The sequence below is a fragment of the Novosphingobium sp. NPDC080210 genome (assembly GCF_050281025.1).
GTDB lineage: Bacteria > Pseudomonadota > Alphaproteobacteria > Sphingomonadales > Sphingomonadaceae > Novosphingobium.
This window is the reverse complement of sequence record NZ_JBNNWL010000010.1, coordinates 14958-40145: the sequence shown is the minus strand read 5'-3', so window position 1 is coordinate 40145 and position 25188 is coordinate 14958. Positions and strand designations below refer to the sequence as shown.

Sequence of the window (25188 nt, the reverse complement as noted above, 5' to 3'; positions counted from 1 at the left end):
CGAAACCCGCACAGACTCCATGATCCCGGCGGACTTGTTCAACCCCAGTTGAATAACGACCCGGGACCCATGCGTGGGACCGGTGCAACGGTTACTCATCATCGGCATTTTGCGCGAAGGCAGGAAACGCGATTGCACTGGCACAGACGCCAGCAAGTAGGGTCAATTTACCCCTCATGGCCCACTCTCCTTGTTATGCCCACCCCTTTGGCGAGGTGGTTGCAAGGAGGAATAGAACACCGTCCGGGCCGCTTGACAACCCGTTTTAATCGCTTGGTTAGATTGCGCCCAAAACGGTGCAAATCGGCCACAGACCCACGGATTTCTGGGGATCCAGAGGGGTAGAAGTTGAACCGGCAGACCAAACCGCCATAAATTGCAGCAGATTATGAACAGGCTTTTTGCAGCACTGTGACCAGTCACAAACTGAGCAAGATTCTTTAGCCTGAAACCACGTTTTTTCCCGGAATTAACGAAAGAGTCCCTGTCGGCGCACCAAGTAACCGTTCGAAAGGATGATGAAATTTTCCCCTCGAAATCCCGTTCCCCCAGGCGACTCGGGAAATCTTGTTAACCCTGTCGGGTGACCGAGCGTTGAGGTGGCCGTGCCATTTATGGTCCCGACGAAATTCGGGAGGCCGAAATGAAACTTTCCAAACTCGGGCTGGTCATTGCCGGTCTTTGTGCCACAGTTGCCCCGGCCAGCGGTTTTGAACCGTCGGTTTCCGTAGGCGGCAGCAAGTACACCATCGCGATTTCCGGCTTTGTCCCGGTGATCTGCCGCGCCAATGTCGAAGCCAGCGTGATCGCCCCGAATGCGGGCACCGTTTCGCTCGGCACGCTCAAGGAATTCTGCAACAGCCCGGCCGGCTACCGCGTCGTGGCCGATTACTCCCCGGGGCTGGCCAATGCCAAGCTGCTGGTCGATGGCCAGGAAGTGGCGCTGGACGAAGCCGGTTCGGTCACCGTCTCGCAGTCCGACCAGGCCGCGATCATCAACCGCGCGGTTGAACTGCAACTGGCCCAGGACGGCCAGACCGGCTCGCTCAGCTTCCGGATCGAACCCCGCTAAGTCCTGTCACCTGCACACCGAAACGGCCCGCTCTCCGGTTGGAAGGCGGGCCGTTTTGTTTTGTGCCAATCGCTCGCTTTTTAGAGCGTGTAACCACCGCAGTTGTCAGGCGCTACCGTATCGTAGGCGAGCGGCGTTACCGTAACCGTCAGCTGATCGTTATAGTCGGTAGCCGGATTCTTTCCTGCACCGCCATCGATAAGCGTAGCCTGGATCGGCAATTGCTGGCCAGTAGACGTAAGGCCTGCGCGAATGCAGGTATGGTTGATTTCGCTCGTGTCCGAAGGACTGCGCGTATCGCCCAGGAACTTCAGGCTATAGCGAACCTCGTCGTTGATCGTCGCCGCACCGCTGCGCTTCATCTTGTAGCCGTTCTGCGATGTCAGCTGCACCTGATAAGCGCCGGAGCTAAGCACCAGCACGTGGTTAGCGGGATCGGTCCGGACGGGGGCTGGAGGAGTAGCCGGAATCGCGCCGATTTCGCCAAAATCCAGCGCTGTCCCGGCATAGGATGCGCGCAACGCAGAAAGAACCGTAACCGGGAAGACCACGGCATTGGCGCGAGAGCCTTCCAACTGCTGGCCGTTCAACTTCCCGCCTTGAATGTTGCAACCGAACCAGGCGTCGAAGGACAAGGTCTGCGAAGCATTGAGGTTCAGGTTCGCGGGAATGTTCACCTGAAACGTCACGTTCACATTGTCTGAACCGGCGTTGTTCCCGGTAAAGTATATCTTGGCAAAACGGTTGGTCGATGTCGGACTGATGGTGATCGGCAACATGCTCGCCGGTGCAGTTTCATCCGTGCCGTAGAAGATATCCAGGCCCTGGCCTTCCAGGTTTGCCTGGCCACTGATGGAAAGGGGAATAATTTCGATCCCGTTCGCTGTACTGCCAGTTGCTGAATTCGGCTTCAGATAGAAGTTCAAAACGCTGGTCGTGCCGCCACCTTCGGGATTGATCCGCGTAATTGTCATGTTGATCGTAGTGGAGGCCAACCCCGATGGATTGAACGGATCGTAAATTGCAGGGCTCGCTTGTGCGCTCATAGCCGTCAAGCCGCAGTCCGTCGTCGACTGCGCCTGCGCGCCAGTCGCCACGCCAGCGGCGGCAAAGCCGACCACGGCGGCCAGGGTTTTCATATTCTTCGCAAGGCTGGACATCTTGATCATTCCTTCACCGGCGTAAGATCACCAAGGCGGACGATTCCTTCTGCGTCCTGAGGTATGGTGATTTCGTAAACCGACTTGTTGGCATCGAGCATTTCGATCCGCCACTTGCCCGGGGCGAGCCCCGTGGCACCAAAGCGACCTTGGCGGTTGGTGAATACGGTCAGCGGAGCGCGGTCCGGGTGGGCCAGTTCGATGGCCTTGCCCGACACGAGCGCCACTGGCTGCCCTTCGGCATCGCGCATCGCGCCGGTGGCCGTGATGTAATAGTCGGAACCGACTTCCAGCACGTAACCGCTGCGATAGCTGGGGAACAGCTTGAACGAGCCCTGCCCGATGTCCGTTCCCACCGGCGCGCCTTCGACGTCGACCGTGACGACCCGTTCCGAATAGGACGACAGGTTCGGCATGGTCGCCGCCTTGAGGTCGCCCGACATGGCGGTGACGCCCATCGGGTTCGGCTCGACCAGAACATTGGCGTTCTTCAGGCTTGCGTGCGGCTTGACGATGGCAAAGCTGTCATAGATCGGCCGACCGATCGAGGCTCCGCCCTCGGCAATGGCCAGCGAGGTGCCGAACCGGAAGGTGCTGCGCTGGCTGCTGCTATCGCCGAAATCGCCGTTGAAGCTGCCATAGTGGCTAAAGCCCAGCTCGGCGCGGTTGGTGAAGTAGTTGGCATTGACCCCGATGTTGGAGCCAAAGTCCGACCGCTCCACGTCTGCCGTGACGTTATAGCTGCCAACGCCATTGCCGTGCAGCGTCTGGTAGGACAGGCGCGCGCGGTTGTCGCGCGTGTCATATTCGCTGCGGACGCTGGAATTGCGCCCGAACCGGACCGTTAGCGTGACAAAGCCGCTGACCTCGTCGCCCCGGCTGTCATCGGTATAACGCGCCTCGGCCGTCAGGGTGGCGCGCGATGAAATGCGCCAGCCGCCGATCAGGCTGTAGTTATGGATGTCGGGATTGTCGCCCCGCCCCTTCGAAAAGCGCGCATTGGCGCCCATGTAGAGGTCGGAGTTGAAGGCATGGCTATACCCGCCGCCCACTTCATAATCGAACTGGTTTTCGGCCAGGAAGAACGAGACGGGGGCGAATTTCGGGCTGCGATGCTCGACAAACAGGTTCAGGGTATCGGCCTGCCCGTTGCTGCGCTGGATCAGGCGCTGGAACGTGCCCTGCACGGCAAAGCCATCGCCGTAGCCTTCGGTGTGGCTATAAGCGACATTGGTGCCGAACGAGCCGATGGGCGTGCCGAACATGGCCTCGACCCCGCCCATCTGGATGGTGTCGTCCGCCTGGAAATTGGCCCCAAGCGTCAGGTTGTCGCTGATCCCGCGGCGGTAGAAGCCCGAAGCGATCCAGTCGTTCTGGTAATCCGGACCGCTGGCGGTGAGCGGCGCCTTGACCCCGACATAGAGCCCGAATTCGTCCAGGTCCTTGGCCAGCTGGGTCTGATCCAGGAAGATGTTGAAGCGCAGCACTTCGCTGCGGCCCGTATCGTCGAGGACGTTCAGGCGAATGTCGTTGCCGCCCTGCGCGAAAGGGAAATCGCGCAGGTTGTAGTTGCCCGGCGCCAGTTGCAGGCGGCGGACCTGCTGGCCGTTGACGATGACTTCGACCGTCGAAGGCCGCTCAAGCCGGAAGGTGCGGTCACCGCGCGGGCGGATGATCTGCTGCGGGTTGAGCACGGAGTACGAGCGCAGGACCGAGATCCCCGCCATGTCCGGCGCGGACTGAAAGCCCCGCCCCTGCGTTTCGAGGTCGCCGAAGGTGAAGCGCATCACCTTTTCGGTATTGTCGAACACCACGCGCGAGCCGAGGCGTTGGAAATCCTGCCCCGCGCCGCCCGGAATCCAGATCGCGTCGCTTTCGACAACCGCGCCCTTCAGATTGGCCGCGCCGTTGAGCAGGAAGACCGGTTCCTGGAAGCCCGTGACCGAGCCTTGCTCGTACAGATCGACCGAGCCGCGAATGTTGAGGTAGGCACTGAAATCGACCGGCTTCACGAAGTCGCCGATCGACTGACGATCCAGCGCGGAGACCGAAAGCCGCCGCGAGGCCCGCTTTTCAACCGGGATCAGGAAGTTCAGTTCCAGGGTACGGGGATCGTATTCCACCCCGATCCCGGCATCGGCCAGGTCGCCCGGTCCAATCGATGTCTTGCCCGCGAGGTTGGCGCGCATCGCGGTCATGACCGACGGATCGACCAGTTCCTCCAGCAGTTGCAGGGTCCGCTCGGTCGGGAACGACAGGGTATCGTCCGCTGCAATGGTCAGCGGCATGTCGCCCAGATAGGTCGCCCCATCCTTGGCCGGAACGGTCAGGACAATCGCCCGCCCGGTCGGGTTGAGCCGCTGCGTGCGCGCGGCGGGCACGACCGGCGAACCGGTCGGCTGCGCCATCGCCAATGCAGGTGCAGGCGCTGCGGCGTCCTCGGCATAGGCCGGGACGGCCAGGACCATGATGCTGGCCCCGATCATGAACCTGAAACGATATGCGCCGTTAGTCATGGCTTAGTTGTCGAGCGAAAAGCTCGCCTCCACGCTGCCCTCGGCCGAGGGGAGTTCCACCGGAACCGAAACCTTGCGAACCTGGCCGCCGCCGATCAGACCAAAGCCCATCGACTGCTGTATTTCCGCGCCGGAAAGGTTCTTGGCGAACAGCTGCTTGCCCGCCGCGTCCTTTTGCACGACGCGCAGGCGGCCATTGGCGAGATAGCCATGGGCAGCGGAATCGTTGGCCACGGTCAGCACCGCAATCGGCTTGCCAGCAGCGTTCTTGCCGATTTCCGCGCCCTGCACGGTGATCTGCGGCTTGGCCCCGGCAGGAGTCACGCTGACCAGAACCTGGAAGTTGTACAGGATCTGGATGGCGGACTGCCCTTCCGGCAGCTTCACCGGCAGCTGGGCCACGGTGACGTAATAGTGCTTGGACTTGGCCAGGGCCGGATCGCCAACATATTGCAGGCGAAAGGTCTGCGTCTGGCCCGGCTCGATGATGGTCTGCGGCGGGAAGATCATCAGATCGCCCGGATCGTTTCCGGTCTGCTTCACGCCATCCGGCGTCAGTTCCAGTTCCTGGACCGACAGTTCGACCGGCAACTGCGTGGCGAAGGTGTTCTCCACGGTGATCACGGTCGACATCTGCCGGCCCGCGGTCTGCAGGTCGATCACCACCGGCTGGACGGTCATCGCTTGGGCAACCTGTACCGGGGCAATCGCCGCACAGAACATGGTTAACGCGTGTTTCAGACGAAGTTTCACTCAAATCCCTCCTGCGGCCCCCAAGACTTTGCCGGTCAGTTTGCCGGCTGCACTTCAACCACGATGGAATCGCTGTACTGCCCGGCGATCAGCGGACCGCTGCCGGCAGGAGTGGCGATGCGAATGGTCATTTCGCCCTTGCCCGGCTGGCTGCTGGCAAGATCGGCGGTGTTGTTGGTGGTCAGCAGATCAACCGACCGCCCCGCCCAGTCCACGCCGACATTGTAGGCCAGGAATTCGGTGAAGGTCCCGGTCGCCCCGCGCCCCACGGCTCCCGCGCGGAGCAGGCCGCCGTTGGCGCTGCTGACCCGCACGCTGTGCGAAGCGTTGCAGACCATCGGCAGGTTCAGCTCGATCGAGCTGGCGCGCGCGACCGCGCTGGCCGGATCGACGAATTCGGTGATGTTGACCTGCCCGCTCGACGCGCTGGTCGAGACGAACGAGGCATTGGCCTGGCTGCCCACGCTGGGCGGGCTGATGACGCAGGCCACCGGCGCATTCGCGGCCAGTTCAAGCCGCTGCGAGGAGCGGTTCAGCTCCTGCGCCTGGGCGGCGGCGGGCAGCGCCAGGGCGGCTGCGATCAGAAGGGGCAGCTTGCGCATCAGCGGGGCTCCAGAAAAATGCGGACGGTATCGCTGTAGAAACCGGCCACGACGGGGGCAGCAGTTTCGACGTTCGACGCGCCTTCGGCGATGGCGATCTTCAGGTCGAGTTCCCCGGCGACGGGCGTGTCGACATCGATGCGCTGATCGACCAGGCGGCGCGACTTGGCATCGGTGTTGAACTGGCCATTGGCGGGACCCCAGGTCAGGCTGGCGCTATAGGGCACGGCGAAGGCGAAACCTGCCGGGGCCTGGGTAATCTGGCCATCGGTGGGCCACAGGCCGTTGTTGACGCTTTCGATCCGCACCGCATGGGCAAAGTTGCAGACCGCTTCGAAGCGGACGGTCGCGCTGGCGGCCTTCACGCTCAGGGTATCGGGATTGACGAACTGCGCGATGCGCAGCGTATCGCCGTCAAGGCCGACCACGTTGACCGCGCTGCCGGGCTGGATCTGCCCGGTTTGCAGCGCGCAGATCAGCGGCACGTTGCCGGTGACGGGCATGTCCTGCGTGGCTTCCAGGCTTTGCGCCTGGGCCGGAATGGCCAGTGCGGCACCAGCGGCGGCGATGAGGAGCAGCGGCGCGCGCATGTCAGTTCACCGCCGCGAGAGTGACGGTAACCACTCCGCGATAGGATTCGTCGCCCACCAGGCGGAGCGTCTGCCCGCCGTCGGTCGAGAAGTTGGAAATAGCCGCGGTGATGTCTCCCGTGAAGGCGCTGTTGCGCGACTGGGTTGCTGCCGCATTGGCGGCAGCGGCGGTGTCGAAGCTGGCCGGGGTGGTGGTCCAGCCCGAAGCGGTCGCCGAATAGTGGACGCGGCGGGAAAAGCCGGTGGGCGGCGTCGCGGTGAAGTTCTGGGCCTCAAGCGGGCTGGCATTGACGGTGATGGTGCTGCGGCTGGTGCAGAACGATCCGACCATCACTTCGCTCGGCGCGGCCAGGTCGGTGCGCAGGCGTCCGGTGGTCAGGTCGATCAGCACGCCCAGGTCAAAGCTGCCGTCGCCCGAAAGGGTACCGCCAAAGCACTGGGCCGGGACGGTGCCGATGATGCCGACGGTCTTGCTGTCGGTGTCCGATGCCTGCGCGCTGGCCAGGCCGGGAACGGCAAGGGCCAGGGCGGCAGTGATCAAGGCTGCTGCGCGGCTCATCTCAGTTTTCTCCGCCGGCCAATGCCGGTCCCAGAGTGACGATGACATTGCCGCTGTAATTGCCCGCCACCAGGATCTGATCGCCGGGGGCGGTGAAGGACGACAAGGTCAGGGAAATATCGGCCACCTTCGGCAAGGGCTGGGTCGCCCCGGTGCCGTTGGCGGTGGGAGTGGTTCCGTCGCCCAGGGCGGCGGTCGTTGCCGAGCTGGCGCCGGTGGCCCAGCCGGTTGCCGAGGCAGTGTAGTTCACTGCCCGGGCAAACCCGGCTGAGGGAGCGGTTGCATCGCTTGCCGTCAGTGCCGTTGCACTGATGGACACCACCGAACCTGCAAAGTTGCAGTAGCTGGCAGGCAGGATCACCGTCCGCGAGGGGATGACGGCGATCCGGCCAGTACGCGGCCCGGAACTTGCCGACAGCTGGCCCAGATCGACCAGTGCCGGAGTGGGGTCCCCCAGAATGCAGATGGGGCGAACCGATCCTTCCACGGCAACCTCACCGGATTCGGTCGATTGCGCGGATGCTGCGGCGGGCAAAGCCACCAGAGCGATCAGAGCGAGGCCAAGTTTGCAGTTCATCAGGGGTTCCCCATCAGTTCCAGGTTAGGCGTCAGCCGCCGATGACGGTCGGCGTCAGCGTGACGACCACGTTGCCGGTGTAGGTGCCGGCGACCATCAGGCCGTTGGTGGGCGACGAAGCGTTCGACAGGGTGACAACGATGTTCCCGGTGAACAGGCCCACGTTCGAAGCCGCGCCGGCTCCGGCGGTCACGCTGCTGTCATTGGCGCTGGTCGAACCGTTGTCGGCAGTGGCCGTATAGTCCACGCGGTTGTCGAACCCGGCCGGCGCGCTCGTGCCGTTGGTCAGCGCGGTGCTGGTCACGGTCATCGAAGCGGTGGTGTTGTTGCACCAGCCAGTCAGGGTTTCGTTGCGACCGTTGACCTTGGTGACGTCCAGCTTGCCATCGGCGGCAAGCGAGATTTCGCCGAGCGAAATGGTCTTGCTCGGCACGGTGAACATGCAGCGCCCGGCCACCGAACCGTTGATGTCAACGGTGCCGGTCGCGCTGGTCGACTGGGCCATCGCTGGGCTGGCCAGCAGGGCCAGCGGGGCGGAGAGAAGAATCAGCTTACGCATGGGTTTTCGTCCTTTTCACGAAGCCTGGGATCAAGCGCCCGGTGCGACCACGACGGTGATCTTGCCGGTGTAATCGCCTGCGACGAGGACGCCCGATGCATTCCAGCCGCTGGTGCGCACTGTAACGTTGGTGCCAGTGCCGGTCAGACGCGAAGGAAGCGAGGCAGTGCTGGCGGCCGGATTGGAAGAAAGGTCGCTGACCAGAGTCGTTCCGCCAACGCGGGTGAAGGTGACGTCTGCAGTGAAGTCGACCGAGTTGTCATAACCCGTGTCGGCAGCAACCGTGTTCACCAGAGGCTCGGCGGTGACCGAAACGTTCGGAGTAGCCGAGGTGCACAGCACACGGGCATCAAGTGCTGCGCCGCCAACGGTCAGGAATTGCGCAGAAAGATCAGCCGAAGGCTTGAGCGTTCCATCTGCCTGGGCCAGTTCGCCCAGCGCCACAGTGGTGCCGAAAGTATCGCTTGCGGTGCTGCCGTTCAGGACAAAGCACTTCGGTGCAACGCTGCCGGTAATGTTGATGGTGCCGGTCACTTCCGTGGTCTGCGCCATCGCCGGGGTCGCAATTGCCGCCGCGGCGGTCATCGCAATAAGAGCAATCTTCTTCATGTTTTCTTCCTCGCAATTTGCCGGATGCACCCGGCGGTTCAGTTTTCCCGGTTGAGCGGCCTCACCGGGCATTCGATCTCCCGCGCCGTCAGGTCGTGGGTGAAACGGTTACGGTCAGAGTGTCGGTGTAGGTCCCCGCAACCAGCACACCCGGTCCGGTATAGGCTGGGGCCGAAACTCGGATCCTTGATCCGGTGAGCTGGTAGGACCGCGCAATTCGTAAGCCTTCGGTCGCCGAGGCAGTTCCCTTGAAGCTGCACGCGGCACCAGCCGAAGACGACAGGTCGGCCGCGGCGCAGCTGACGTCCACGTCCGCTTCGTCATTCTTGACCAGCAGCGACACGGTGTAGGGAGCCTTGTTGAGGTAACCTTCGGCAAGGCCGGTAGCCGTATCGTTCAGCAAACCGCCATTCTGGGACGAAATGGCAATGCGCCAGGGCGTCGTGCATTCGGGAACGAACGGAGTATCGTCAGTCCAGGAATTGCGGTCGATCTCGCCAGCGTCGACAGGTTTGGTGAAGGTCTGCTGGAATCCGCAACGGGTATTCACTGACGCCTTGACCGGGATGGTCAGGACCGCCATCGTTGGATTGCCGTTATAGCCGCCGTAATAAGCCGTCTGCTCTTGGCTGGCCTGCGCCATCGCGGGCTGGGATGCGGCCACGGCAAACGCGGCAGCGGCGACCCGCACCATCCATACAGCGTTGTTCCGAACTTCCGACATTAACCAACTCCAGACAGCAGCGAACACCCCGGAAAAGCCCGGTTTTGTGCGCTTTGAATCTCGATGCGGCCCATGTCGACGAGGTTAGGAACGACTCGTTCACCCCCGTTCGATAGGAACCTAAGTTAATCCAGATCGGCACCAAATTGCTACGAAAATCAAATCTTAACCGAAATTCAACCAATTTTGGGCCAGGAATGAAGCCGTTTGACTCGATCAAAAGTCTGAATTTTTAGGCTTTTCGCTTTGCTGCCAAAGTGGCATTAACCCTGCCGAAAATTACCAACACTGGTTAACGGGGCAGGTTAACGGTCGCGAATCTACTGCCCTGAATTATAGGAAAATACCTAATGTCAGGATCCGCCGCGAATCGGGATGGTGCAGGCGGTGCAGCAGGCGATCTTGAAACTGCAACAATGAGACAATCAGTGAGGCGATACGACATCGCCATTCACGGCCACGGGATGCTCCCCGGCCTGGTTGCGCTTCATCTGCACAACCGCGCGCCGGACCAGGCGCTCCTGTTACTGAGCGCGGACCCGGCGATCGGCGGTGACGCACTGGAGCCGGTGGTAAGGTCCAGCCTCTCCGACAGTGCACTGGACCTGGTCGAACCCTTTGCCGTGGCGCGGTGGCCCGGTTTCCTGGTCAGCGATGGCGGCGAGCCGCACCACCACGATGACGAGGTGCTGCTGCTTGATCCCGTACAGCTTTGGCTGGAGCTGAGCATCGCCCTGCCCTTGCACGACATGGTCGCGCTGGATGGACCGCTGGTCCGCCAGGGCAATCACCTGTCCTGGCCCGGTGGAAGCGCGCAGGTTACCGAACTGGTCGACCTGGCTCCCGCCACTCGTCAGCAGCAAAGCGCCGACATCCTGGGGCTGGACGCGGCGCGCGGGTTGAACCTGCCGGTCCTGGCCGATTTCGATACGGCGGGTGAGCCGTGGGACGCGTTCCAGCACATCCCGCTGGGGGACGAGCGGGTCTATGTCCGCAAGCGGCGGTTTCGCGGCAATGCTTACAACGAACTGATCGGCGGCTTCGGCAAGATGCTGAGCGACCTGATCGCCTATTAGGCGTTCACGTCGGCATAGTGGCTGGGCGGCTGGATCACTTCCATGCGCTCGGCCAGCAAAGGACGGAAGCTGGGGCGGCTCTTGAACACGGAGTACCAGCCCGCCGCCTGCTCGTGCCCGATCCAGTCCAGCCCGCCCAGATAGTCGGCCACGGAAATCTGCGCGGCTGCGGCCAGGTCGGCCAGGCTCATGGTCGGACCGGCCAGCCACGGGCGATGATCGATCAGGTGGTCGATGTAATAGAGGTGCTCGTGCGCCAGCTTCATCGCCTCACGCAACACGCGGCTGTCGGGCGACTGGCGATAGACCAGCCGCTTCTTCATCCGTTCGTGCAGCAGCGGCGCAGTGACATCGCCATAGAAGTTCTCGTCAAACAGCGCGACCAGGCGGCGGATTTCGGCCCGGTTGGTCGCGGTCCCGTTGATCATCGGGTTCTTGTCGACCGTTTCCTCGAAATATTCGCAGATCGCGCGACTGTCCGCCAGGGTAACCCCCTTGGCCGGATCGTGCAGCACCGGCGTGCGCCCGGTGGGGTTCAGGGCCAGGAACTCGTCCCGCCCTTCCCAGGGGTTTTCGCGCCACATGTCATAGCCCACGCCCTTCTCGCTCAGCAGCAGACGCACCTTTCGGCTGAACGGACAAAGCGGGAATTGATAGAGTTGCCACATGACAGTTCCCCTTGCCGGACCGCGAATCGCGCTTCAACCCATGCGCGGCAGGGCGAGACGAGAAGGGGTGGAAAACTTTCCGGCGCACTTGAAATTCCACGCAGTTCCTTCCCGGACCACGGGGAATCACGTACCACACAATTTGCAAGCGCGGGGACATATTGGTTTGCCAGCGGGCGCAATAGCGGCGAAACGAGCGGCCATGAGCGGCGCAGGCGACAAGGCAGCACTCCCCCTGATCGAGACGGCCAGCTTCCGTCTCCGCCTGGCGCAGGCCGCCAGCAACCGCCACCTGACCGAGGCGCTGGGCGAGCTGGAACTGACCCAGATGCAACTGGCTCTGCTCTGGCTGGTCGCGGACTATCCCGGCATTTCCCAGATCGACCTGGGCCAGCGCCTGCAACTGGACCGCGCGACCACCATGGGGATCGTCAACCGGCTTCAGGCCCGGCGCTTTCTGCGGCGCGAAAAATCGGCCAGCGACGCGCGCAAGCAGGCGCTGTTTCTGGAAAGCGCGGGCGAGGCTGCGCTGGGCGCGGCCCGGACGGCGGTGCAGCAGCATCACCAGTGGCTGGAAAGCCGCTTCACTCCTGCCGAACTCAAGACGCTGGGCGAATTGCTGAACCGCATCGCCCACCATGCGCCTGGCGATTGACCCGCCGCGCCCAGTCGATAGACGTAGCGAATCGCAACCGAAAAAGGAGAGGCGGCATGTACAGCCACAACATGGTCGGATCGAACGATCTGGCCAAATCAAAGACCTTCTATGACGCACTGTTCAAGGCGATCGGCGGCAAGGAAGCCGTTCAGGACGACAAGGGCCGCCTGATCTACATGCACAATGGCGGGCTGTTCATCGTCACCACGCCGATCAACGGCGAACCGGCCACCCACGCCAATGGCGGCACGATCGGTTTCGCCATGGACAATCCGGCCCAGGCCGATGCCTGGCACGCCGCGGGCGTCGCTGCGGGCGGCACCACCTGCGAAGACCCGCCGGGCGTGCGCGAAGGCGGCTTCGGCAAGCTGTACCTGGCCTATCTGCGCGATCCTGACGGGAACAAGCTCTGCGCGCTGCACCGCATGGGATGACCGCGCCAATCGCCATCCGGCCCGACGGCACCCGCCGCGCGGTAACGCGCACCTGGGTGCCCGAGGTGCCGGTGGCGCTTGAATTCAATGGCCTGTCCTATGCGGTGATGATGGCGACGCCGCAGGACCTGGAAGATTTCGCCACCGGCTTTGCCCTGAACGAAGGGCTGGCCTCCCATCCCAGCGACGTAACCGACCTGGCCGTGGCCGAAGTGGCCCAGGGCTGGATCGTGCGCGCCAGCCTGAGCGGCCTCGAGATCGACAAGCTGACCGACCGGGTTCGCCGCCGCGTCGCGGAATCGAGCTGCGGCCTGTGCGGGATCGAGAACCTGGCCGAAGTGGCCCGGCCCCTGCCCACGGTTACCGCTCACGCCGCGATTGATCCGCAAGCGATCTTTGCCGCCTTGGGCCAGCTGCGCGAACATCAACCTCTCGCACGCGAGACCGGGGCTGCTCACGCTGCGGCATGGGTAGCCGAAGATGGCAGGATCGGCCTGATCCGCGAGGATGTCGGCCGCCACAATGCGCTCGACAAGCTGGTCGGCGCCATGGCCCGCGCTGGTCAGCCGCTGGCGCCGGGCTTTGTCCTGTCGACCGCGCGGTGCAGCTTCGAGATCGTCGAGAAAGCCGTGCGCGGCGGAGCGACGACCCTTGTCACCCTGTCCCTGCCCACCTCCATGGCGGTGGAGCGCGCCGCGGCAGCCGAGCTCAGCCTGTGGGCTCTGGCCCGGGCCGATGAAGTTACCCTGGTGAACGACGCTTCAGCGTGACAGCAGGAATACCGCGTGTTCGGCCCGCCAGGTCGCAGCGGCGGGGCCAATTTCGCTATCGCCGCTGAGGAACCATTGCCCTTCGATGCGATAGCCCTTCTCCGCCACCAGCTCGCGGAAATCGCGCACGGTGACGTGGTGGATGTTGGGCGTTTCGTACCAGGCAATCGGCAGCAACCGCGTCACCGGCATCCGCCCGTTCCACAGCAGGCTCAGCCGCACTTTCCAATGCGCGAAGTTGGGGAAGGAAACGAACGCCTTGCGCCCGACGCGCAGCAGTTCGTCCAGCACCTGATCGGGCCGCTTGGTCGTTTGCAGCGTCTGGCTGAGGATCGCGTAGTCAAAGGCGGCGTCGGGATAGTCAGCCAGGTCGGTATCGGCATCGCCCTGCATCACCGAAAGCCCGCGCGCCACGCATTCGGCCACGCCGTGCGGGTCCAGTTCCATGCCGCGCGCATCGACGTGCTTCTGATCACGCAACGCCGCCATCAGCGCGCCGTCGCCGCAGCCGATGTCCAGCACCCGCGAACCCGGCGCAACATTGGCAGCGATGATCGCCAGATCGGGACGAAGCGCGCTCATTGACCCAGAAATCCTGCAATGACCCGGTCCTGCGCCGGAACGTCCAGCAGGAAGCTGTCATGCCCGAAAGGCGCGCTCAGTTCCACGAAGCTGACCGGCGCGCTTGCCGCGTTGAGGGCATGGGCGATGACCCGGCTTTCCAGGGTCGGATAGAGCCAGTCCGTATCGAAGCTGATCAGGCAGAACCGCGCCGTGGCGCCAGCAAACGCATCGGCCAACCGCCCGCCGTGCTCCTCGGCCAGGTCGAAATAGTCCATCGCACGGGTAATGTAGAGATACGAATTGGCGTCGAACCGGTCCGTAAAGCTAAGCCCCTGGTGGCGCAGATAGCTTTCGACCTGGAAATCGGCGTCAAAGCCGAAGGTCTTGGCCGTGCGGTCCTGCAAGCGCCGCCCGAATTTCTCGGTCAGGCCCGCTTCGGACAGGTAGGTGATGTGCGCGGCCATGCGGGCGACGGCCAGGCCGTTCTCCGGCCCCTTGCTCTTGCCGTAATAGCTGCCGCCTTCCCACTTCGGATCGGCCATGATCGCTTGGCGGCCAACCTCATGGAAAGCGATGTTCTGGGCCGAATGCCGCGCGGTGGAGGCGATGACCAGCACGGCGCGGGTGCGCTGCGGCCAGTTGGCGGCGAAGGACAGCGCCTGCATACCGCCCATCGATCCGCCCACCACCGCATGAAGCTGTTCGATGCCCAAGGCGTCCAGCAGAGCCACTTCGGCGCGGACCATGTCGCGGATGGTGATGACCGGAAAGCGCATTCCGTATGGCTTGCCGTCGGGGGAAATGCTGGCCGGGCCGGTCGTGCCCATGCACGAACCCAGCACATTGGCGCAGATCACGAAGAAACGGTCGGTGTCGATCGGCTTGCCCGGCCCCACGGTGCGCAGCCACCACCCCGCCTTTCCGGTGATCGGATGCGGGCTGGCGACATGCTGGTCGCCGGTCAGCGCATGGCAGATCAGGATCGCGTTGGACCTGTCCGCATTCAGCGTGCCGTAGGTTTCATAGGCCACTTCCACGCGGTCGAGGCTTTGCCCCCCGTCGAGCGGAAGCGGCGCGGGAAGCACCAGCGTAGCGTTTACGGTGTTGAGTTCGGCGGCTGCCATGTCTGCCGATTGGGGGAGGAGAAGCGGGCTGTCAATTCCCGGCAAGCCTGCTAAGGGCGGCGCGCGATGACTGCGAGCCTTACACCCAAGCCCTGGATCGCCGCGATCCACGCCTATGTCCCCGGCAAGAGCGCCGGCGCGGACGGCCGTCCGCTGGTCAAGCTTTCCGCCAACGAAAACCCGCTGGGCTGCAGCCCCAAGGCGCTCGCGGCGCGGGCCCAGGCGGTCCACCCGGCGCTTTATCCGGATGGTGACAGCACCGCCCTGCGCGAAGCAATCGGCCAGATGCACGGGATTGAGCCGAACCGCGTGATCATGGGTTCGGGCTCTGGCGAGCTGCTCTACCTTGCTGCCAGCGCCTATGCCGGGCCGGGCGATGAAGTGCTGTTTTCGCAGTACTCGTTCTCGCTTTACGACATTGTCGCGCGCCGCTGCGGTGCAGAACCGGTCGAGGCCAAGGCCAAGGACTATGGCACCGATGTCGATGCGATGCTGTCCGCGGTCACGCCGCGCACCCGCGTGGTGATCGTCGCCAATCCGAACAACCCCACCGGCACCTACCTGCCGCGCGCCGAAATTGCCCGGCTCCATGCGGGCCTTCCGACTGACGTGCTGCTGGTGCTGGACCAGGCATATGCCGAATATGTCGCGCCGGAACGGGACGACGGTTCGCTGGAACTGGCCGCGAGCCAGCCCAACGTGCTTGTCACCCGCACTTTCTCCAAAGCCTATGGCCTGGCGGGCGAGCGGGTTGGCTGGGGCACCGGCCCGCGCGCCGTGATCGAAGTGCTGAACCGCATTCGCGGCGCCTTCAACGTCTCGAACGAGGCGCAGGCCATGGCGCTGGTTGCCCTGGCCGATCAAGACTTCGTGGTCCATTCGCGCGAGCACAATGCCCGCGTGCGCGGCAATTTCGTCGCGGCGATGGAGGCGCTGGGCAATCACGGCGTCAGCGTCGTGCCCAGCGAAGCGAATTTCGTGATGATCCTGTTCGAAGGCAGGCTGACCGGCGAAGCGGCCTATAATGGCCTGGCCGAAGCAGGCTACATCACCCGCTGGCTGCCCAGCTCTGGCCTGGGCCACGGCCTGCGCATCACCATCGGCACGGATGAACAGATGGCCGCGATTGCGGCGATCCTGCGCGATCTGGCGAAGCAGGCGCAATGACGTTTCGTTCCGTCGCCATCATCGGCCTGGGCTTGCTGGGCGGTTCGGTCGGCCTCGCGCTGAAGGAACACTTGCCGCAGGTTGCCACTACCGGGTTTGACGCCGACCCCGCCACCCGCGCCCGGGCTGCCGAACGCGGCCTGGTCGGCTCGGTTTGCGAAAGCGCCGCGCAGGCCGTGGCAGACGCCGATCTGGTGATCCTCTGCGTGCCCGTCGGTGCCATGGCAGCCGCCGCGCGCGACATTGCCGGAAGCCTGAAAGCGGGCGCCGTGGTCAGCGACGTCGGCTCGTCCAAGCAGTTCGTGGCCGATGCCCTTGCCGCCGCCCTGCCCGGCGTGGCGATCATTCCGGCGCACCCGGTTGCCGGGACCGAGCGGTCCGGCCCGGACGCGGGCTTTGCCTCGCTGTTCCACAACCGCTGGTGCATCATCACCCCGCCCGAAGGTGCCGACCAGGCGCAGGTCGAGGCGCTGTCCGCGCTGTGGCAGGCCCTGGGTGCCAAGGTCGAAATCATGGACGCGCGGCACCATGATATGGTGCTGGCCGTCACCAGCCACCTGCCGCACCTGATCGCCTATACCATCGTCGGCACCGCTTCCGACCTGGAAGGCGTGACCGAAAGCGAAGTGATCAAGTATTCGGCGGGCGGCTTCCGCGACTTTACCCGCATTGCCGCGTCCGATCCGACCATGTGGCGCGACGTGTTCCTGTCCAACAAGGACGCCGTGCTGGACATGCTGCAACGCTTCACCGAAGACCTGACTGCGCTGCAACGCGCGATCCGCGTCGGCGACGGGCAGCAATTGTTCGACCACTTCACCCGCACCCGCGCCATCCGCCGCTCGATCATCGAGGAAGGCCAGGACGACGCCCGGCCCGACTTCGGCCGCAGCGATCACGGTTGAGCTGAGGCAACACCCTTCGACAAGCTCAGGGTGAGCGGTACTTGATACTCAAACCCCGCCCAGGCTGAGCCTGTCGAAGCCGGATTGGCCAAGCTAGGACAGCAGGAAAACCCCCGCCACCACCCACATCACCAGGGTGGAAATCCAGCCGCCGATCTCCAGCCGCCCGCCGATCCGGTACTTGCCCATCACCTTGCGGTTGCGGGCGATCAGCATGGTCACGACCATCAGCGGCGGGGCGAGCAGGCCGTTGACCACGGCAGCCCAGTAAAGCGCCTTCATCGAATCAACCTGCGCCAGGTTCAGCGCCAGTCCTCCCAGCACGGCGGCGACAATTGCGCCGTAAAACGCCTTGGCCTCGCGCGGTTTGCGGTCCAGCCCTTCGGTCCAGCCGAAGGCCTCGCTCACCGCATAGGCCGCGCTGCCGGCCAGGACCGGTATGGCGAGCAGGCCGGTGCCGATGATCCCGATGGCGAACAGGGCGAAGGCAAAGTCCCCGGCAATCGGGCGCAGTGCCTCGGCCGCCTGGGCCGCGCTTTCGATATTGCGTATTCCATTCGCGTGGAGAGTCGCTGCGGTCGCAATCACGATGAACAGCGCGACCAGATGGGAAAAGCCCATGCCCACCAGCGTATCGGTGCGGATGCGCTTCAGCTCGATGCCCGCGCGGCGGTGGCTGATGTAAAGCGGCTTCACATGGCGGCGGTGCTGTTCCTCCACCTCCTGCCCGGCCTGCCAGAAAAACAGGTAGGGGCTGATCGTCGTGCCAAAGATCGCCACCAGGGCCATGGCGTGGTCGCGGTCAAAGGTGAAGCTGGGGATCAGCACCCCGCGCAGCGCCTGGTCCCAAGGCACGTCGACCACGAACAGCACGCCGACATAGGCGAACAGGGATAGCGTCGCCCACTTCAGGATGCGGGCATATTGCGCATAGCTGAGGAACACTTCCAGCAGCACGCTGAGCAGGGCAAAGCCCGCCGTATAGAGCAGGACCGGCCCCGGAATGACCAGCGCCAGAACCGCGCCCATCGCGCCCAGGTCCGCACCCAGGTTGATGACGTTCGCTACCAGCAAGAGCAGGACCACCACGCGCAGCAGCCACGGCGAATAGTGCTGGCGCAGGTTCTGGGCGATGCCCTTGCCGGTCGTCGCACCGATCCGCGCGCAGATCGCCTGGATCGAGGCGAGCAGCGGGTATCCGAAGAACAGGGTCCACGACAGGCCAAAGCCGAACTGCGCGCCGACCTGGCTATAGGTGCCGACGCCGCTGGGATCGTCGTCTGCCGCGCCGGTAACCAGCCCCGGCCCCAGCACCTCTCCGGGTGAACGCCGCTCGTCCGCCTTGCTCACAAAGTCGCTTCGGGATTGAGCGCGTTGATCGCGGTGCGCACGCGCTGTTCCAGCTCGTCACGCGGCAGGCCCGGCGGCACGACTTCGACGACGCGGTAAGTGATGACCCCCGGCAGCTTCCACCAGCGGTGATAGAGCGGCCCCGAATCGACCGCGATGGCCACCACCGGCAGGCCGAGCAGCTTGTAGATCCCGGCGAAACCCGCCTGAAGCTGGGGCGCCGTGCCGTGGGGAACGCGGGTTCCTTCGGGGAAAATGACCAGCGGTCGCCCTTCCTCGCCGCTCAGCCGCTTGGCCGCGGCCATCATGTGCCGCAGCGCCTTGGCCCCCTGGTCGCGCTGTACCTCGACCAGGCCATAGCGGTCGCCGACCAGGCCCCACAGCGGAATGCGCATCAGTTCCGCCTTGGCGAAGACGCCGGGCCGCTTCAGCAGGCGCGCCAGGTCAATCGCTTCGAAAAAGCTCTCGTGCTTGATCGCGACAAAGACCCGGCCATCGGGAATCTCGCCCTCCAGCCGCACCTTCTCCCCCAGCAGCACGCGCATGCACAGCCGGTGCCAGCGCGCCCATTGATCGACCGTGCGGCGAAACGGCTCGCGCCCGAAGGGCAGGGCCGCCAGACAGGCCAGCACCACGAACAGGCTGCCCAGGTAAAACACGATGTAGAACGCGATCGAGCGCGGAATGGCGAGAAAGCGAGTCATTGCCAGCCTCGTAGCGGGCGAAGGGCCTGCCGCGCCAGCATCTTGTGATATTCCAGGAACAGCATTTTCATGCTCGGCTTGGTCGGCACGGCATCGGGCACGATTTCCACCCCCTGCGGGCTGACCCGCTTCAGTTCGGCCACGGCGCGGCGCATGTGCCAGTCGCTGGTGACCAGTCGCACGGACTTCAGCTTTTGCGCCCGTATCCAGGCCGCTGCTTCCCTGGCATTGCTGGTCGTATCGGTCGCAGCAAAGCCCAGGGTGACGCAGCAGGCCATCTGCAGGCTGCCGATATGGTATTCGATGGCGAATTCGTGCGGTTTGACGTCGCGGTCCACGCCAGACACGAACAGGCGGGGTGCCCAGCCGCTGCGAAGCGCCTCAAGCCCCCGGTCGATCCGCCCTTTCCCGCCGGTCAGGACGATGACGCCGTCGGTCTTTTCCTCCCCCGCAGGCAGCGGCAGGGCCACGGCAAACCACATGAACCCCAGGGCCCAGAGCAAGGTGACAGCGCCGACGATCCGCCCCAGCATGGCCTAAAGCATCTTCTTCAAGGCGCGCATGACAGTAAGGCGCGCGGTGATGATGGCAAGGACCACGCCGCCAATCGGCACCAGAGCCAGCAGCACCCAGTCCAGCGGGCCGAGCGATCCGGTGGAAACCAGTCCCGCGCCCAGTCCTTCCAGTCGCTGCCCCAGCAGCAGGACCACGAACAGCCCCATGCCCAGGCCCAACGCGCCGCCGCCAGCCGCGTCAAAGCCGATGGAGCGCTGGAATATCCGCGCGATCTGGGAATCGGTCCCGCCCAGCAAGTGCACGATCTCGATTGTCTCGCGGTTGGTGCCCAGCGCTGTCCGCACCGCCAGCAGCACCGCCGCCGCCAGGGCGCAGCCCAGCAAGGCAACCAGCGCAATCGCCAGCAATCGGAGCGAGTCAATCGCGCTGAATACCGGTTTCAGCCAGGTCGACTGTGCATCGACCCGCGCCGCGGGGGCCACTTGCCGGACCTTGTGCCGCATCTGCCCCAGCTTTTCCCCGCTGATCGGATCGCGCAGCCGCACGTCGACCAGGGCCGGCACCGGAATTTGCTCATCCCCGATCCGCACGCCCAGCCAGGGTTCGATCAGCCGCTGGATCTCGTCCTGCGAAACGATATGGACCTCCAGCACGCCCGGCGTGGCCTGCAGCACCCGCGCCGCCTCGCGCGCCTGCCGGTCGCGCTCGACCGGGTTCGCTTCGACCACCTGGACCGTCGCCCCGCCCGACAGGGTATCGGCGGCGTTGCGGGCGGTGTTCGACAGCGCCAGTCCCGCCGCAGCGGCAATCACCGTCAGCGCGACCATGATGGCAATGACCCAGGGCATCGGCCCGGACAGCCGCCCCTGCTGGACCAGCTCTGCTCCGCCCGCGCCGGAAATCGAGCGCAGCCGCTTCGACATGGAGCCGGGCAGAACGGACTGAAGCGGCGCGTTCACGGCTCCCCCCTCGCGCCAAAGCCCGCGTGCGGGCGTGGCGGATAGCGCAGCGCGCCGGTGGGATCGGACAGCTTGCCCTTGTCCAGCCGCATGATCAGCGATTCGGGCACTTTCTTCAGCAAGTGCAGATCGTGAGTCGCCACGACCACCGTGGTGCCCATGCGGTTGAGCGCTTCGAACAGGCGCAGCAGCTTGATCGCCATTTCGGGATCGACGTTGCCGGTCGGCTCGTCCGCAATCAGCATTTCGGGCCGCCCGATCACCGCCCGCGCGATTGCGACGCGCTGCTGCTCCCCGCCAGAAAGCTGGGCCGGAAAGGCGTGCATCCGTTCGCCCAGCTTCACCCAGTCCAGCATGTCGGCCACGGGCTTGGCCAGGTCCTTCTCGGCCACGCCGGCAACCCGCAGCGGCAGGGCGACATTGTCATAGGCGGACAGGTGCGGGACCAGGCGGAAGTCCTGGAAAACCACGCCCAGCCGCCGCCGCAGGGCGGGCAGCCGATCGCGCGGCAGCGTGATCGCATCGGTCCCGAACATGCGGATCATGCCGCGCGAAGGACGCTGCGCCAGGTAAAGCAGTTTCAGAAGCGAGGTTTTCCCCGCCCCGCTCGCCCCCGTCAGAAAGTAGAAGCTGCCCGGAAACAGCGTGAACGACACGTCGCTCAGCACTTCGCGGTCCGCGCCATAGCGCAGCCCGACGTTGTCGAACTGGACAATCTCCCCTTCGGCGGTGCTGGTCATGGATCTGGGGCTGTCCGATGGCTGGCTGCGTTCGCCCGGGGCTATAGCGGCCAATCCATGTGGAAAAAAGGGAATTGGCACCAAACTATCCCCGGCTGATGCTTGCGGGAAGGCGCCCGGCCATGTTTAACCGGGGAACCATGATTATTGCCTGCCCCGCCTGTAACACCCGCTATGTCGTTCCCGACACGGCGATCGGCGTGGAAGGCCGCACCGTGCGCTGCGCCAAGTGCCGCCATTCATGGTTCCAGGAAGGACCGGCGCTGGACCCGGCCGCCGCGCCCCAGCCCGCGCCAGTGGCCCCGGCTCCCCCGCCGCCGCCGCCTCCTCCTGCGCCTCCGCCCCCTGTGGCCGAGCCAGCCGCCCAGCCCGCCTGGGATGAACCCGCACCTATTCCTGCCCCGGCCAGACCGGAGGCGGACTTTGCCGCGCCAGCGCCTGCGCCGGAACCCGAACCCGAACCTGCGGCCCCGCTGCCGCCGGTCTATTCGGACGATCTGGTCGCCCCGCCCCCACCCGCGGCCTATTACGACGAGACGCAGTCGCAGTTCGATCACGAACCGCCCTTCCGCCCGCGCCGCAATCCGGCGCGGATGTGGACGATTGCCGCCGCCCTGTTCGCAGTCGTCGCGCTGGGAACAGTCGCTGCTGTCGCCTGGTACGGCCTGCCCAGCTGGGTTCCCTTTGCCCAGCCGATGTTCGCCGACGAAAAGCCGGGGCTGAAGCTTAACTTCCCTCCAGATCAGCAAGGCATGCGCGAGCTGGAGGATCGCTCGTGGTTCTTCGAAGCGAACGGCGCGATTTCCAACGTATCGCAAACCGCGCAGTCGGTTCCGACGATCCTGGTCGTCCTGCGCGATGCGCGCGGCCGCGTGGTCTATACGGGCGAGATCACCCCGCCCAAGCGGACTCTGGCTCCGGGAGAAACCATGTCGATCAGCCAGGCGCTGGTTCCGGTTCCGCGCGGCGCGGTGAAGGCGGATTACGGCTGGAAACCGGGCCGCTGACAGACACTCCACACTGTCATGTAATTGATTAGAGTTTCAATATCTTGTTCTGGAGTTTTAACACCTAAGATTGTCAAAGATGGACCCTACCTCTTCTCCAAGCATCTGGATCGCCCTTGCCATTCGCCGAGTTACCCCTAGCAACCGAGCAAGCTCCTCATCTGAGCTTACCGCCGCCCCAAGCGCGATCGCACTAAGGTCCTCCGCCATCATCCCGATGCGGGTAAGCAGGGCGACTACCTGCTCTCTCGTTTCCTCATCCATGCCCGCGTTGGAGCCATACCGCTTCACACCAGTCCAGCTGCAGCTTTTTGGCGCTGCATGCACATTCCACTCGACTTCAGCCGCGGCTGGAGCGAGTGGAGCGCGGTGAGCTTGCGGTGCCGAAGATATGGCGCTGATTACCCCGACCAGCGCGACTGGCGGGGCTTGAGGTGGTGCAGCGGCATGGCGCCGCTGATGGAGACCACCCCTTGGATCAGTTCGAATTAAATCAGTTAGATAGAAAGCTTCCGAGCAAAGCCACCGTAGTCCGCGCTCTACTTCGCTTAGAAGGCGGCGCCACGCTCAATGAGATCATGAACGCGACCGGGTGGAAGGCCTGCTCCTGCAGGTCCTTCCTGACCTCGCAGCGCAAACATCGCCGCTACAAGCTCACGCGGCACAAGGTTGATGGCATCAGCCGTTACACTCTCGAGGTGCTGCGATGAGCGATGTTGAAGCAGAGCTCGCCACCATCCCTAAAATGAGCGCGTCCGAGCTCGCCGATCGCTGGCAAGCACTCGGTCGAGGAGCCGCACCGCGCGTGCCACTGCGCGTGCTGCAGCGCATCTATGCCCAACTGCTGCAAGAGCAGGCACTGGGCGGACTGTCTGCCAAAGCGCGGGAGGAACTCACGGCGGTCGCAGCCAAAACAGGGAAGAGCAAAGCACCTGCACCGCCACCACCGCGTCAGGTCATGCTCACGGCGGGCACGCGGCTGGTGCGCGAGTGGAACGGCCGCACCATCAGCGTTGATGTACAGGGTCAGAGCTACATCTGGAACGACCAGCACTATGGCTCGCTGAGCGAGATCGCGCGCGCGGTCACCGGCACGCGCTGGTCAGGTCCGCGGTTCTTTGGAGTGGCGGGCCGTGGCTGAGAAGATCCAACGCTGCGCGGTCTATACCCGCAAGTCGACCGAGGATGGGCTGGAGAAGGAGTTCAACAGCCTCGATGCCCAGTATGAGGCATGTGCTGCCTATGCGCTCAGCCAAAAGCATGAGGGCTGGGAACTAGTTTCTGAGCGCTATGACGATGGCGGCTTCTCGGGCGGCAATATGGACCGACCCGGCCTCAAGCGGCTGATGGCTGATGTCGCAGCGGGCAAGGTCGACATCATCCTCGTCTACAAGATCGACCGCCTGACCCGCAGCCTCGCGGACTTTGCGAAGATCGTAGACGTACTCGACACCGCAAAGGCGAGCTTTGTCTCGATCACCCAATCGTTCAACACCACGACCAGCATGGGGAGACTGACGCTCAACATGCTGCTCTCCTTCGCCCAGTTCGAGCGCGAGGTCACCGGCGAACGCATCCGCGACAAGATCGCTGCATCCAAGCGCAAGGGCATGTGGATGGGTGGCCCCTTGCCCTTGGGCTATGATGTCGAGAACCGGCGGCTGATCGTAAATGCGAAGGAAGCCGAACTCGTCCGGCAGATCTACCAGCGTTACCTTGAACTGGGCTCGGTGGTTGAGCTGGCTGATGATCTCAATGCCAAAGGCTTCAAGACCAAGGTCCAGCAAAAAGTCAGCGGTCCCCACCGAGGTGGCTGCACTTTCCGCAGAGGAACGCTCTACCATCTGCTCTCCAACCCGATCTATCGGGGTAAGATCGTCCATAAGGGTGAGGTCTATACAGGGGAACACGAAGCAATCGTGCCCGAAGACCTGTTCCAGGCAGTCCAGGACAAACTCAAGGCCAATGCCTCGGGCATCTCGCGGCGGCTAAGAGGGCAGCAGCCGAGCTTGCTGACTGGCATCCTGTCGGACAGCGCTGGCCGCGCGATGACCCCAAGCCATGCCTCTAAGGGCAAGGCACAGCGCTATCGCTACTATGTCACCCGGCTTGACCAAGCCAAAGACCAGCCTGCCTACCGCGTGTCAGCGCATGATCTCGAGCAGATCGTCACTACGAAGCTGGCGGCTTACTTCGCAGCACCCAGCAACATCGCGGGCCTCACCCCAGCTGACATTGAAGCGCACACCTTGCATCACGCACTGGGCAAAGCCGACATCACCGCGGCCACGCTGCGCAGTGGGACAGCCAAGGCCAAGCACGCGATCATCACCGCAGTGCTGAGGCAGGCGACGCTATACGAGGATCGCGTCGAGCTAACCCTGAGCCTTGCTGGCTTGGCAGACACGCTTGCACTTCCGCTCGATCCATCCTTGCCCTCCATCATGCTAAGCGTGCCTGCCCAGCGCCAGCGGCGTGGACATCAGATCCGCTTGATGATCGCAGGCGAAGGGATGTCGATTGAGCCAGTCACTCCGCCTAAGCCTGCCCGCGATGACAAGCTGATCGCTCTGCTCGCCGAAGCGCATGCTGCGCGGCAGCTGGTGCTGGATCATCCGGAGACCGCGCTGGCGGAGCTAGCTAGGCAGCAGGGCAAGTGCCGTAAGCATCTTTGCCAGCTGATCGAGCTATCCTGCCTGGCACCAGGCATCGTCGAAGCGATCATGGCAGGTAAGCAGCCAGTAGCGCTGAGCACCGCCAAACTGCGCAGCAGTTCTTTGCCGCTATCCTGGAATGAGCAGCGTGCGCTGCTGCTGGAAGACTAA

General features: G+C 64.1%; 29 protein-coding genes. 11 read left to right on the top strand and 18 right to left on the bottom strand.

The window, feature by feature from the left end:
* Positions 1–643 precede the first annotated feature (643 nt).
* Positions 644–1072: a hypothetical protein gene (locus tag ACQKOE_RS16305; RefSeq protein ID WP_427513763.1), complete on the top strand. Its 429-nt coding sequence runs from the start codon at positions 644–646 to the stop codon at positions 1070–1072.
* An 80-nt stretch (positions 1073–1152) separates the two neighbouring features.
* Here the strand turns inward: ACQKOE_RS16305 and ACQKOE_RS16300 are convergent, their stop codons facing one another.
* From ACQKOE_RS16300 to ACQKOE_RS16255, 10 genes are all read right to left on the bottom strand, one after another.
* Positions 1153–2241: a hypothetical protein gene (locus ACQKOE_RS16300; protein ID WP_427513762.1), complete on the bottom strand. Its 1089-nt coding sequence runs from the start codon at positions 2239–2241 to the stop codon at positions 1153–1155.
* Positions 2238–4748, bottom strand: coding sequence for a fimbrial biogenesis outer membrane usher protein (locus tag ACQKOE_RS16295; RefSeq protein ID WP_427513761.1), 2511 nt, complete (start codon positions 4746–4748; stop codon positions 2238–2240). Before ACQKOE_RS16295 ends, ACQKOE_RS16300 begins: the two co-directional genes overlap by 4 nt.
* 3 nt (positions 4749–4751) lie before the next feature.
* Positions 4752–5501 (bottom strand): fimbrial biogenesis chaperone, encoded by a 750-nt coding sequence (locus ACQKOE_RS16290; RefSeq protein ID WP_427513760.1) that lies wholly within the window; start codon positions 5499–5501, stop codon positions 4752–4754.
* 35 nt (positions 5502–5536) lie between these two features.
* The gene (locus tag ACQKOE_RS16285) at positions 5537–6103 is read right to left on the bottom strand and encodes a hypothetical protein (protein WP_427513759.1); all 567 of its coding nucleotides are present in this window, start codon (positions 6101–6103) and stop codon (positions 5537–5539) included.
* Positions 6103–6693, bottom strand: coding sequence for a hypothetical protein (locus ACQKOE_RS16280; protein ID WP_427513758.1), 591 nt, complete (start codon positions 6691–6693; stop codon positions 6103–6105). Before ACQKOE_RS16280 ends, ACQKOE_RS16285 begins: the two co-directional genes overlap by 1 nt.
* Position 6694: 1 nt before the next feature.
* Entirely contained in the window at positions 6695–7252 is a 558-nt protein-coding gene (locus ACQKOE_RS16275) for a hypothetical protein (protein WP_427513757.1), read from the bottom strand.
* 1 nt (position 7253) lies between these two features.
* Complete coding sequence (locus ACQKOE_RS16270) at positions 7254–7829, bottom strand: hypothetical protein (protein WP_374589583.1); 576 nt, start codon at positions 7827–7829, stop codon at positions 7254–7256.
* Between the two features lie 31 nt (positions 7830–7860).
* Positions 7861–8388: a hypothetical protein gene (locus ACQKOE_RS16265; protein WP_427513756.1), complete on the bottom strand. Its 528-nt coding sequence runs from the start codon at positions 8386–8388 to the stop codon at positions 7861–7863.
* Between the two features lie 30 nt (positions 8389–8418).
* Positions 8419–8997, bottom strand: coding sequence for a hypothetical protein (locus ACQKOE_RS16260; RefSeq protein ID WP_427513755.1), 579 nt, complete (start codon positions 8995–8997; stop codon positions 8419–8421).
* Between the two features lie 88 nt (positions 8998–9085).
* Positions 9086–9721, bottom strand: coding sequence for a hypothetical protein (locus tag ACQKOE_RS16255; protein WP_427513754.1), 636 nt, complete (start codon positions 9719–9721; stop codon positions 9086–9088).
* A 428-nt stretch (positions 9722–10149) separates the two neighbouring features.
* Between ACQKOE_RS16255 and ACQKOE_RS16250 the strand changes: the two genes are divergently transcribed.
* Complete coding sequence (locus tag ACQKOE_RS16250) at positions 10150–10797, top strand: hypothetical protein (RefSeq protein ID WP_427513753.1); 648 nt, start codon at positions 10150–10152, stop codon at positions 10795–10797.
* Here ACQKOE_RS16250 and ACQKOE_RS16245 read toward each other — a convergent pair.
* Positions 10794–11465, bottom strand: a complete 672-nt coding sequence (locus ACQKOE_RS16245; protein ID WP_427513752.1) for a glutathione S-transferase family protein — start codon at positions 11463–11465, stop codon at positions 10794–10796. The genes ACQKOE_RS16250 and ACQKOE_RS16245 overlap by 4 nt on opposite strands.
* A 202-nt stretch (positions 11466–11667) precedes the next feature.
* Between ACQKOE_RS16245 and ACQKOE_RS16240 the strand changes: the two genes are divergently transcribed.
* From ACQKOE_RS16240 to fdhD, 3 genes are read left to right on the top strand one after another with little or no spacing between them, the layout of a single operon-like run.
* A complete protein-coding gene (locus ACQKOE_RS16240; RefSeq protein ID WP_427513751.1) occupies positions 11668–12120 on the top strand; it encodes a MarR family winged helix-turn-helix transcriptional regulator in 453 nt (150 codons plus the stop codon).
* 56 nt (positions 12121–12176) lie between these two features.
* A complete protein-coding gene (locus ACQKOE_RS16235; protein ID WP_374589590.1) occupies positions 12177–12557 on the top strand; it encodes a VOC family protein in 381 nt (126 codons plus the stop codon).
* A complete protein-coding gene (gene fdhD / locus ACQKOE_RS16230) occupies positions 12554–13327 on the top strand; it encodes a formate dehydrogenase accessory sulfurtransferase FdhD (protein ID WP_427513750.1) in 774 nt (257 codons plus the stop codon). Before ACQKOE_RS16235 ends, fdhD begins: the two co-directional genes overlap by 4 nt.
* Here fdhD and metW read toward each other — a convergent pair.
* Together metW and metX are read right to left on the bottom strand one after the other, a co-directional pair.
* Positions 13319–13909 carry a methionine biosynthesis protein MetW gene (gene metW / locus ACQKOE_RS16225; protein ID WP_427513749.1) on the bottom strand — a complete coding sequence of 197 codons (591 nt, stop codon included), beginning with the start codon at positions 13907–13909 and terminating at the stop codon, positions 13319–13321. The two genes, fdhD and metW, sit on opposite strands and share 9 nt — an antisense overlap.
* Positions 13906–15015 carry a homoserine O-acetyltransferase MetX gene (gene metX, locus ACQKOE_RS16220; RefSeq protein ID WP_427513748.1) on the bottom strand — a complete coding sequence of 370 codons (1110 nt, stop codon included), beginning with the start codon at positions 15013–15015 and terminating at the stop codon, positions 13906–13908. Before metX ends, metW begins: the two co-directional genes overlap by 4 nt.
* Before the next feature lie 66 nt (positions 15016–15081).
* Here metX and ACQKOE_RS16215 point away from each other — a divergent pair, with 66 nt between their 5' ends.
* Positions 15082–16182 (top strand): pyridoxal phosphate-dependent aminotransferase, encoded by a 1101-nt coding sequence (locus tag ACQKOE_RS16215; protein ID WP_427513747.1) that lies wholly within the window; start codon positions 15082–15084, stop codon positions 16180–16182.
* The gene (locus tag ACQKOE_RS16210) at positions 16179–17087 is read left to right on the top strand and encodes a prephenate/arogenate dehydrogenase family protein (protein WP_427513746.1); all 909 of its coding nucleotides are present in this window, start codon (positions 16179–16181) and stop codon (positions 17085–17087) included. Before ACQKOE_RS16215 ends, ACQKOE_RS16210 begins: the two co-directional genes overlap by 4 nt.
* A gap of 93 nt (positions 17088–17180) precedes the next feature.
* Here the strand turns inward: ACQKOE_RS16210 and ACQKOE_RS16205 are convergent, their stop codons facing one another.
* Genes ACQKOE_RS16205 through ftsE form a run of 5 tightly spaced genes read right to left on the bottom strand, consistent with a single transcriptional unit; the run spans position 17181 to position 21356 of the window.
* The gene (locus tag ACQKOE_RS16205; RefSeq protein ID WP_427513745.1) at positions 17181–18437 is read right to left on the bottom strand and encodes an NRAMP family divalent metal transporter; all 1257 of its coding nucleotides are present in this window, start codon (positions 18435–18437) and stop codon (positions 17181–17183) included.
* Positions 18434–19141, bottom strand: coding sequence for a lysophospholipid acyltransferase family protein (locus tag ACQKOE_RS16200; RefSeq protein ID WP_427513744.1), 708 nt, complete (start codon positions 19139–19141; stop codon positions 18434–18436). Before ACQKOE_RS16200 ends, ACQKOE_RS16205 begins: the two co-directional genes overlap by 4 nt.
* A complete protein-coding gene (locus ACQKOE_RS16195; protein WP_427513743.1) occupies positions 19138–19674 on the bottom strand; it encodes a YdcF family protein in 537 nt (178 codons plus the stop codon). Before ACQKOE_RS16195 ends, ACQKOE_RS16200 begins: the two co-directional genes overlap by 4 nt.
* A gap of 3 nt (positions 19675–19677) precedes the next feature.
* Entirely contained in the window at positions 19678–20616 is a 939-nt protein-coding gene (locus ACQKOE_RS16190; RefSeq protein WP_427513742.1) for a cell division protein FtsX, read from the bottom strand.
* Positions 20613–21356 carry a cell division ATP-binding protein FtsE gene (gene ftsE / locus ACQKOE_RS16185; protein WP_374589600.1) on the bottom strand — a complete coding sequence of 248 codons (744 nt, stop codon included), beginning with the start codon at positions 21354–21356 and terminating at the stop codon, positions 20613–20615. Before ftsE ends, ACQKOE_RS16190 begins: the two co-directional genes overlap by 4 nt.
* A gap of 122 nt (positions 21357–21478) precedes the next feature.
* Between ftsE and ACQKOE_RS16180 the strand changes: the two genes are divergently transcribed.
* The 4 genes from ACQKOE_RS16180 to ACQKOE_RS16165 all read left to right on the top strand — a co-directional run bounded on the left by ACQKOE_RS16180 (position 21479) and on the right by ACQKOE_RS16165 (position 25188).
* Positions 21479–22363: a zinc-ribbon domain-containing protein gene (locus tag ACQKOE_RS16180; RefSeq protein WP_427513741.1), complete on the top strand. Its 885-nt coding sequence runs from the start codon at positions 21479–21481 to the stop codon at positions 22361–22363.
* 473 nt (positions 22364–22836) lie between these two features.
* A complete protein-coding gene (locus tag ACQKOE_RS16175; protein ID WP_427513740.1) occupies positions 22837–23073 on the top strand; it encodes a DUF3489 domain-containing protein in 237 nt (78 codons plus the stop codon).
* Positions 23070–23504, top strand: coding sequence for a DUF2924 domain-containing protein (locus ACQKOE_RS16170; RefSeq protein ID WP_427513739.1), 435 nt, complete (start codon positions 23070–23072; stop codon positions 23502–23504). Before ACQKOE_RS16175 ends, ACQKOE_RS16170 begins: the two co-directional genes overlap by 4 nt.
* Complete coding sequence (locus ACQKOE_RS16165) at positions 23497–25188, top strand: recombinase family protein (protein ID WP_427513738.1); 1692 nt, start codon at positions 23497–23499, stop codon at positions 25186–25188. Before ACQKOE_RS16170 ends, ACQKOE_RS16165 begins: the two co-directional genes overlap by 8 nt.

Excerpts from the sequence above, each read along its gene's own strand:
- ACQKOE_RS16180 (WP_427513741.1), top strand. The coding sequence starts at position 21,479 with ATGTTTAACCGGGGAACCATGATTATTGCCTGCCCCGCCTGTAACACC.
- ACQKOE_RS16260 (WP_427513755.1), bottom strand. The coding sequence starts at position 8,997 with ATGAAGAAGATTGCTCTTATTGCGATGACCGCCGCGGCGGCAATTGCG.
- ACQKOE_RS16300 (WP_427513762.1), bottom strand. The coding sequence starts at position 2,241 with ATGATCAAGATGTCCAGCCTTGCGAAGAATATGAAAACCCTGGCCGCC.
- metX (WP_427513748.1), bottom strand. The coding sequence starts at position 15,015 with ATGGCAGCCGCCGAACTCAACACCGTAAACGCTACGCTGGTGCTTCCC.
- ACQKOE_RS16285 (WP_427513759.1), bottom strand. The coding sequence starts at position 6,103 with ATGCGCAAGCTGCCCCTTCTGATCGCAGCCGCCCTGGCGCTGCCCGCC.
- ACQKOE_RS16215 (WP_427513747.1), top strand. The coding sequence starts at position 15,082 with ATGACTGCGAGCCTTACACCCAAGCCCTGGATCGCCGCGATCCACGCC.
- ACQKOE_RS16295 (WP_427513761.1), bottom strand. The coding sequence starts at position 4,748 with ATGACTAACGGCGCATATCGTTTCAGGTTCATGATCGGGGCCAGCATC.
- metW (WP_427513749.1), bottom strand. The coding sequence starts at position 13,909 with ATGAGCGCGCTTCGTCCCGATCTGGCGATCATCGCTGCCAATGTTGCG.
- ACQKOE_RS16255 (WP_427513754.1), bottom strand. The coding sequence starts at position 9,721 with ATGTCGGAAGTTCGGAACAACGCTGTATGGATGGTGCGGGTCGCCGCT.
- fdhD (WP_427513750.1), top strand. The coding sequence starts at position 12,554 with ATGACCGCGCCAATCGCCATCCGGCCCGACGGCACCCGCCGCGCGGTA.
- ACQKOE_RS16195 (WP_427513743.1), bottom strand. The coding sequence starts at position 19,674 with ATGCTGGGGCGGATCGTCGGCGCTGTCACCTTGCTCTGGGCCCTGGGG.
- ACQKOE_RS16235 (WP_374589590.1), top strand. The coding sequence starts at position 12,177 with ATGTACAGCCACAACATGGTCGGATCGAACGATCTGGCCAAATCAAAG.
- ACQKOE_RS16170 (WP_427513739.1), top strand. The coding sequence starts at position 23,070 with ATGAGCGATGTTGAAGCAGAGCTCGCCACCATCCCTAAAATGAGCGCG.
- ACQKOE_RS16240 (WP_427513751.1), top strand. The coding sequence starts at position 11,668 with ATGAGCGGCGCAGGCGACAAGGCAGCACTCCCCCTGATCGAGACGGCC.
- ACQKOE_RS16270 (WP_374589583.1), bottom strand. The coding sequence starts at position 7,829 with ATGAACTGCAAACTTGGCCTCGCTCTGATCGCTCTGGTGGCTTTGCCC.
- ACQKOE_RS16210 (WP_427513746.1), top strand. The coding sequence starts at position 16,179 with ATGACGTTTCGTTCCGTCGCCATCATCGGCCTGGGCTTGCTGGGCGGT.
- ACQKOE_RS16305 (WP_427513763.1), top strand. The coding sequence starts at position 644 with ATGAAACTTTCCAAACTCGGGCTGGTCATTGCCGGTCTTTGTGCCACA.
- ACQKOE_RS16245 (WP_427513752.1), bottom strand. The coding sequence starts at position 11,465 with ATGTGGCAACTCTATCAATTCCCGCTTTGTCCGTTCAGCCGAAAGGTG.
- ACQKOE_RS16275 (WP_427513757.1), bottom strand. The coding sequence starts at position 7,252 with ATGAGCCGCGCAGCAGCCTTGATCACTGCCGCCCTGGCCCTTGCCGTT.
- ACQKOE_RS16200 (WP_427513744.1), bottom strand. The coding sequence starts at position 19,141 with ATGACTCGCTTTCTCGCCATTCCGCGCTCGATCGCGTTCTACATCGTG.
- ftsE (WP_374589600.1), bottom strand. The coding sequence starts at position 21,356 with ATGACCAGCACCGCCGAAGGGGAGATTGTCCAGTTCGACAACGTCGGG.
- ACQKOE_RS16280 (WP_427513758.1), bottom strand. The coding sequence starts at position 6,693 with ATGCGCGCGCCGCTGCTCCTCATCGCCGCCGCTGGTGCCGCACTGGCC.
- ACQKOE_RS16265 (WP_427513756.1), bottom strand. The coding sequence starts at position 8,388 with ATGCGTAAGCTGATTCTTCTCTCCGCCCCGCTGGCCCTGCTGGCCAGC.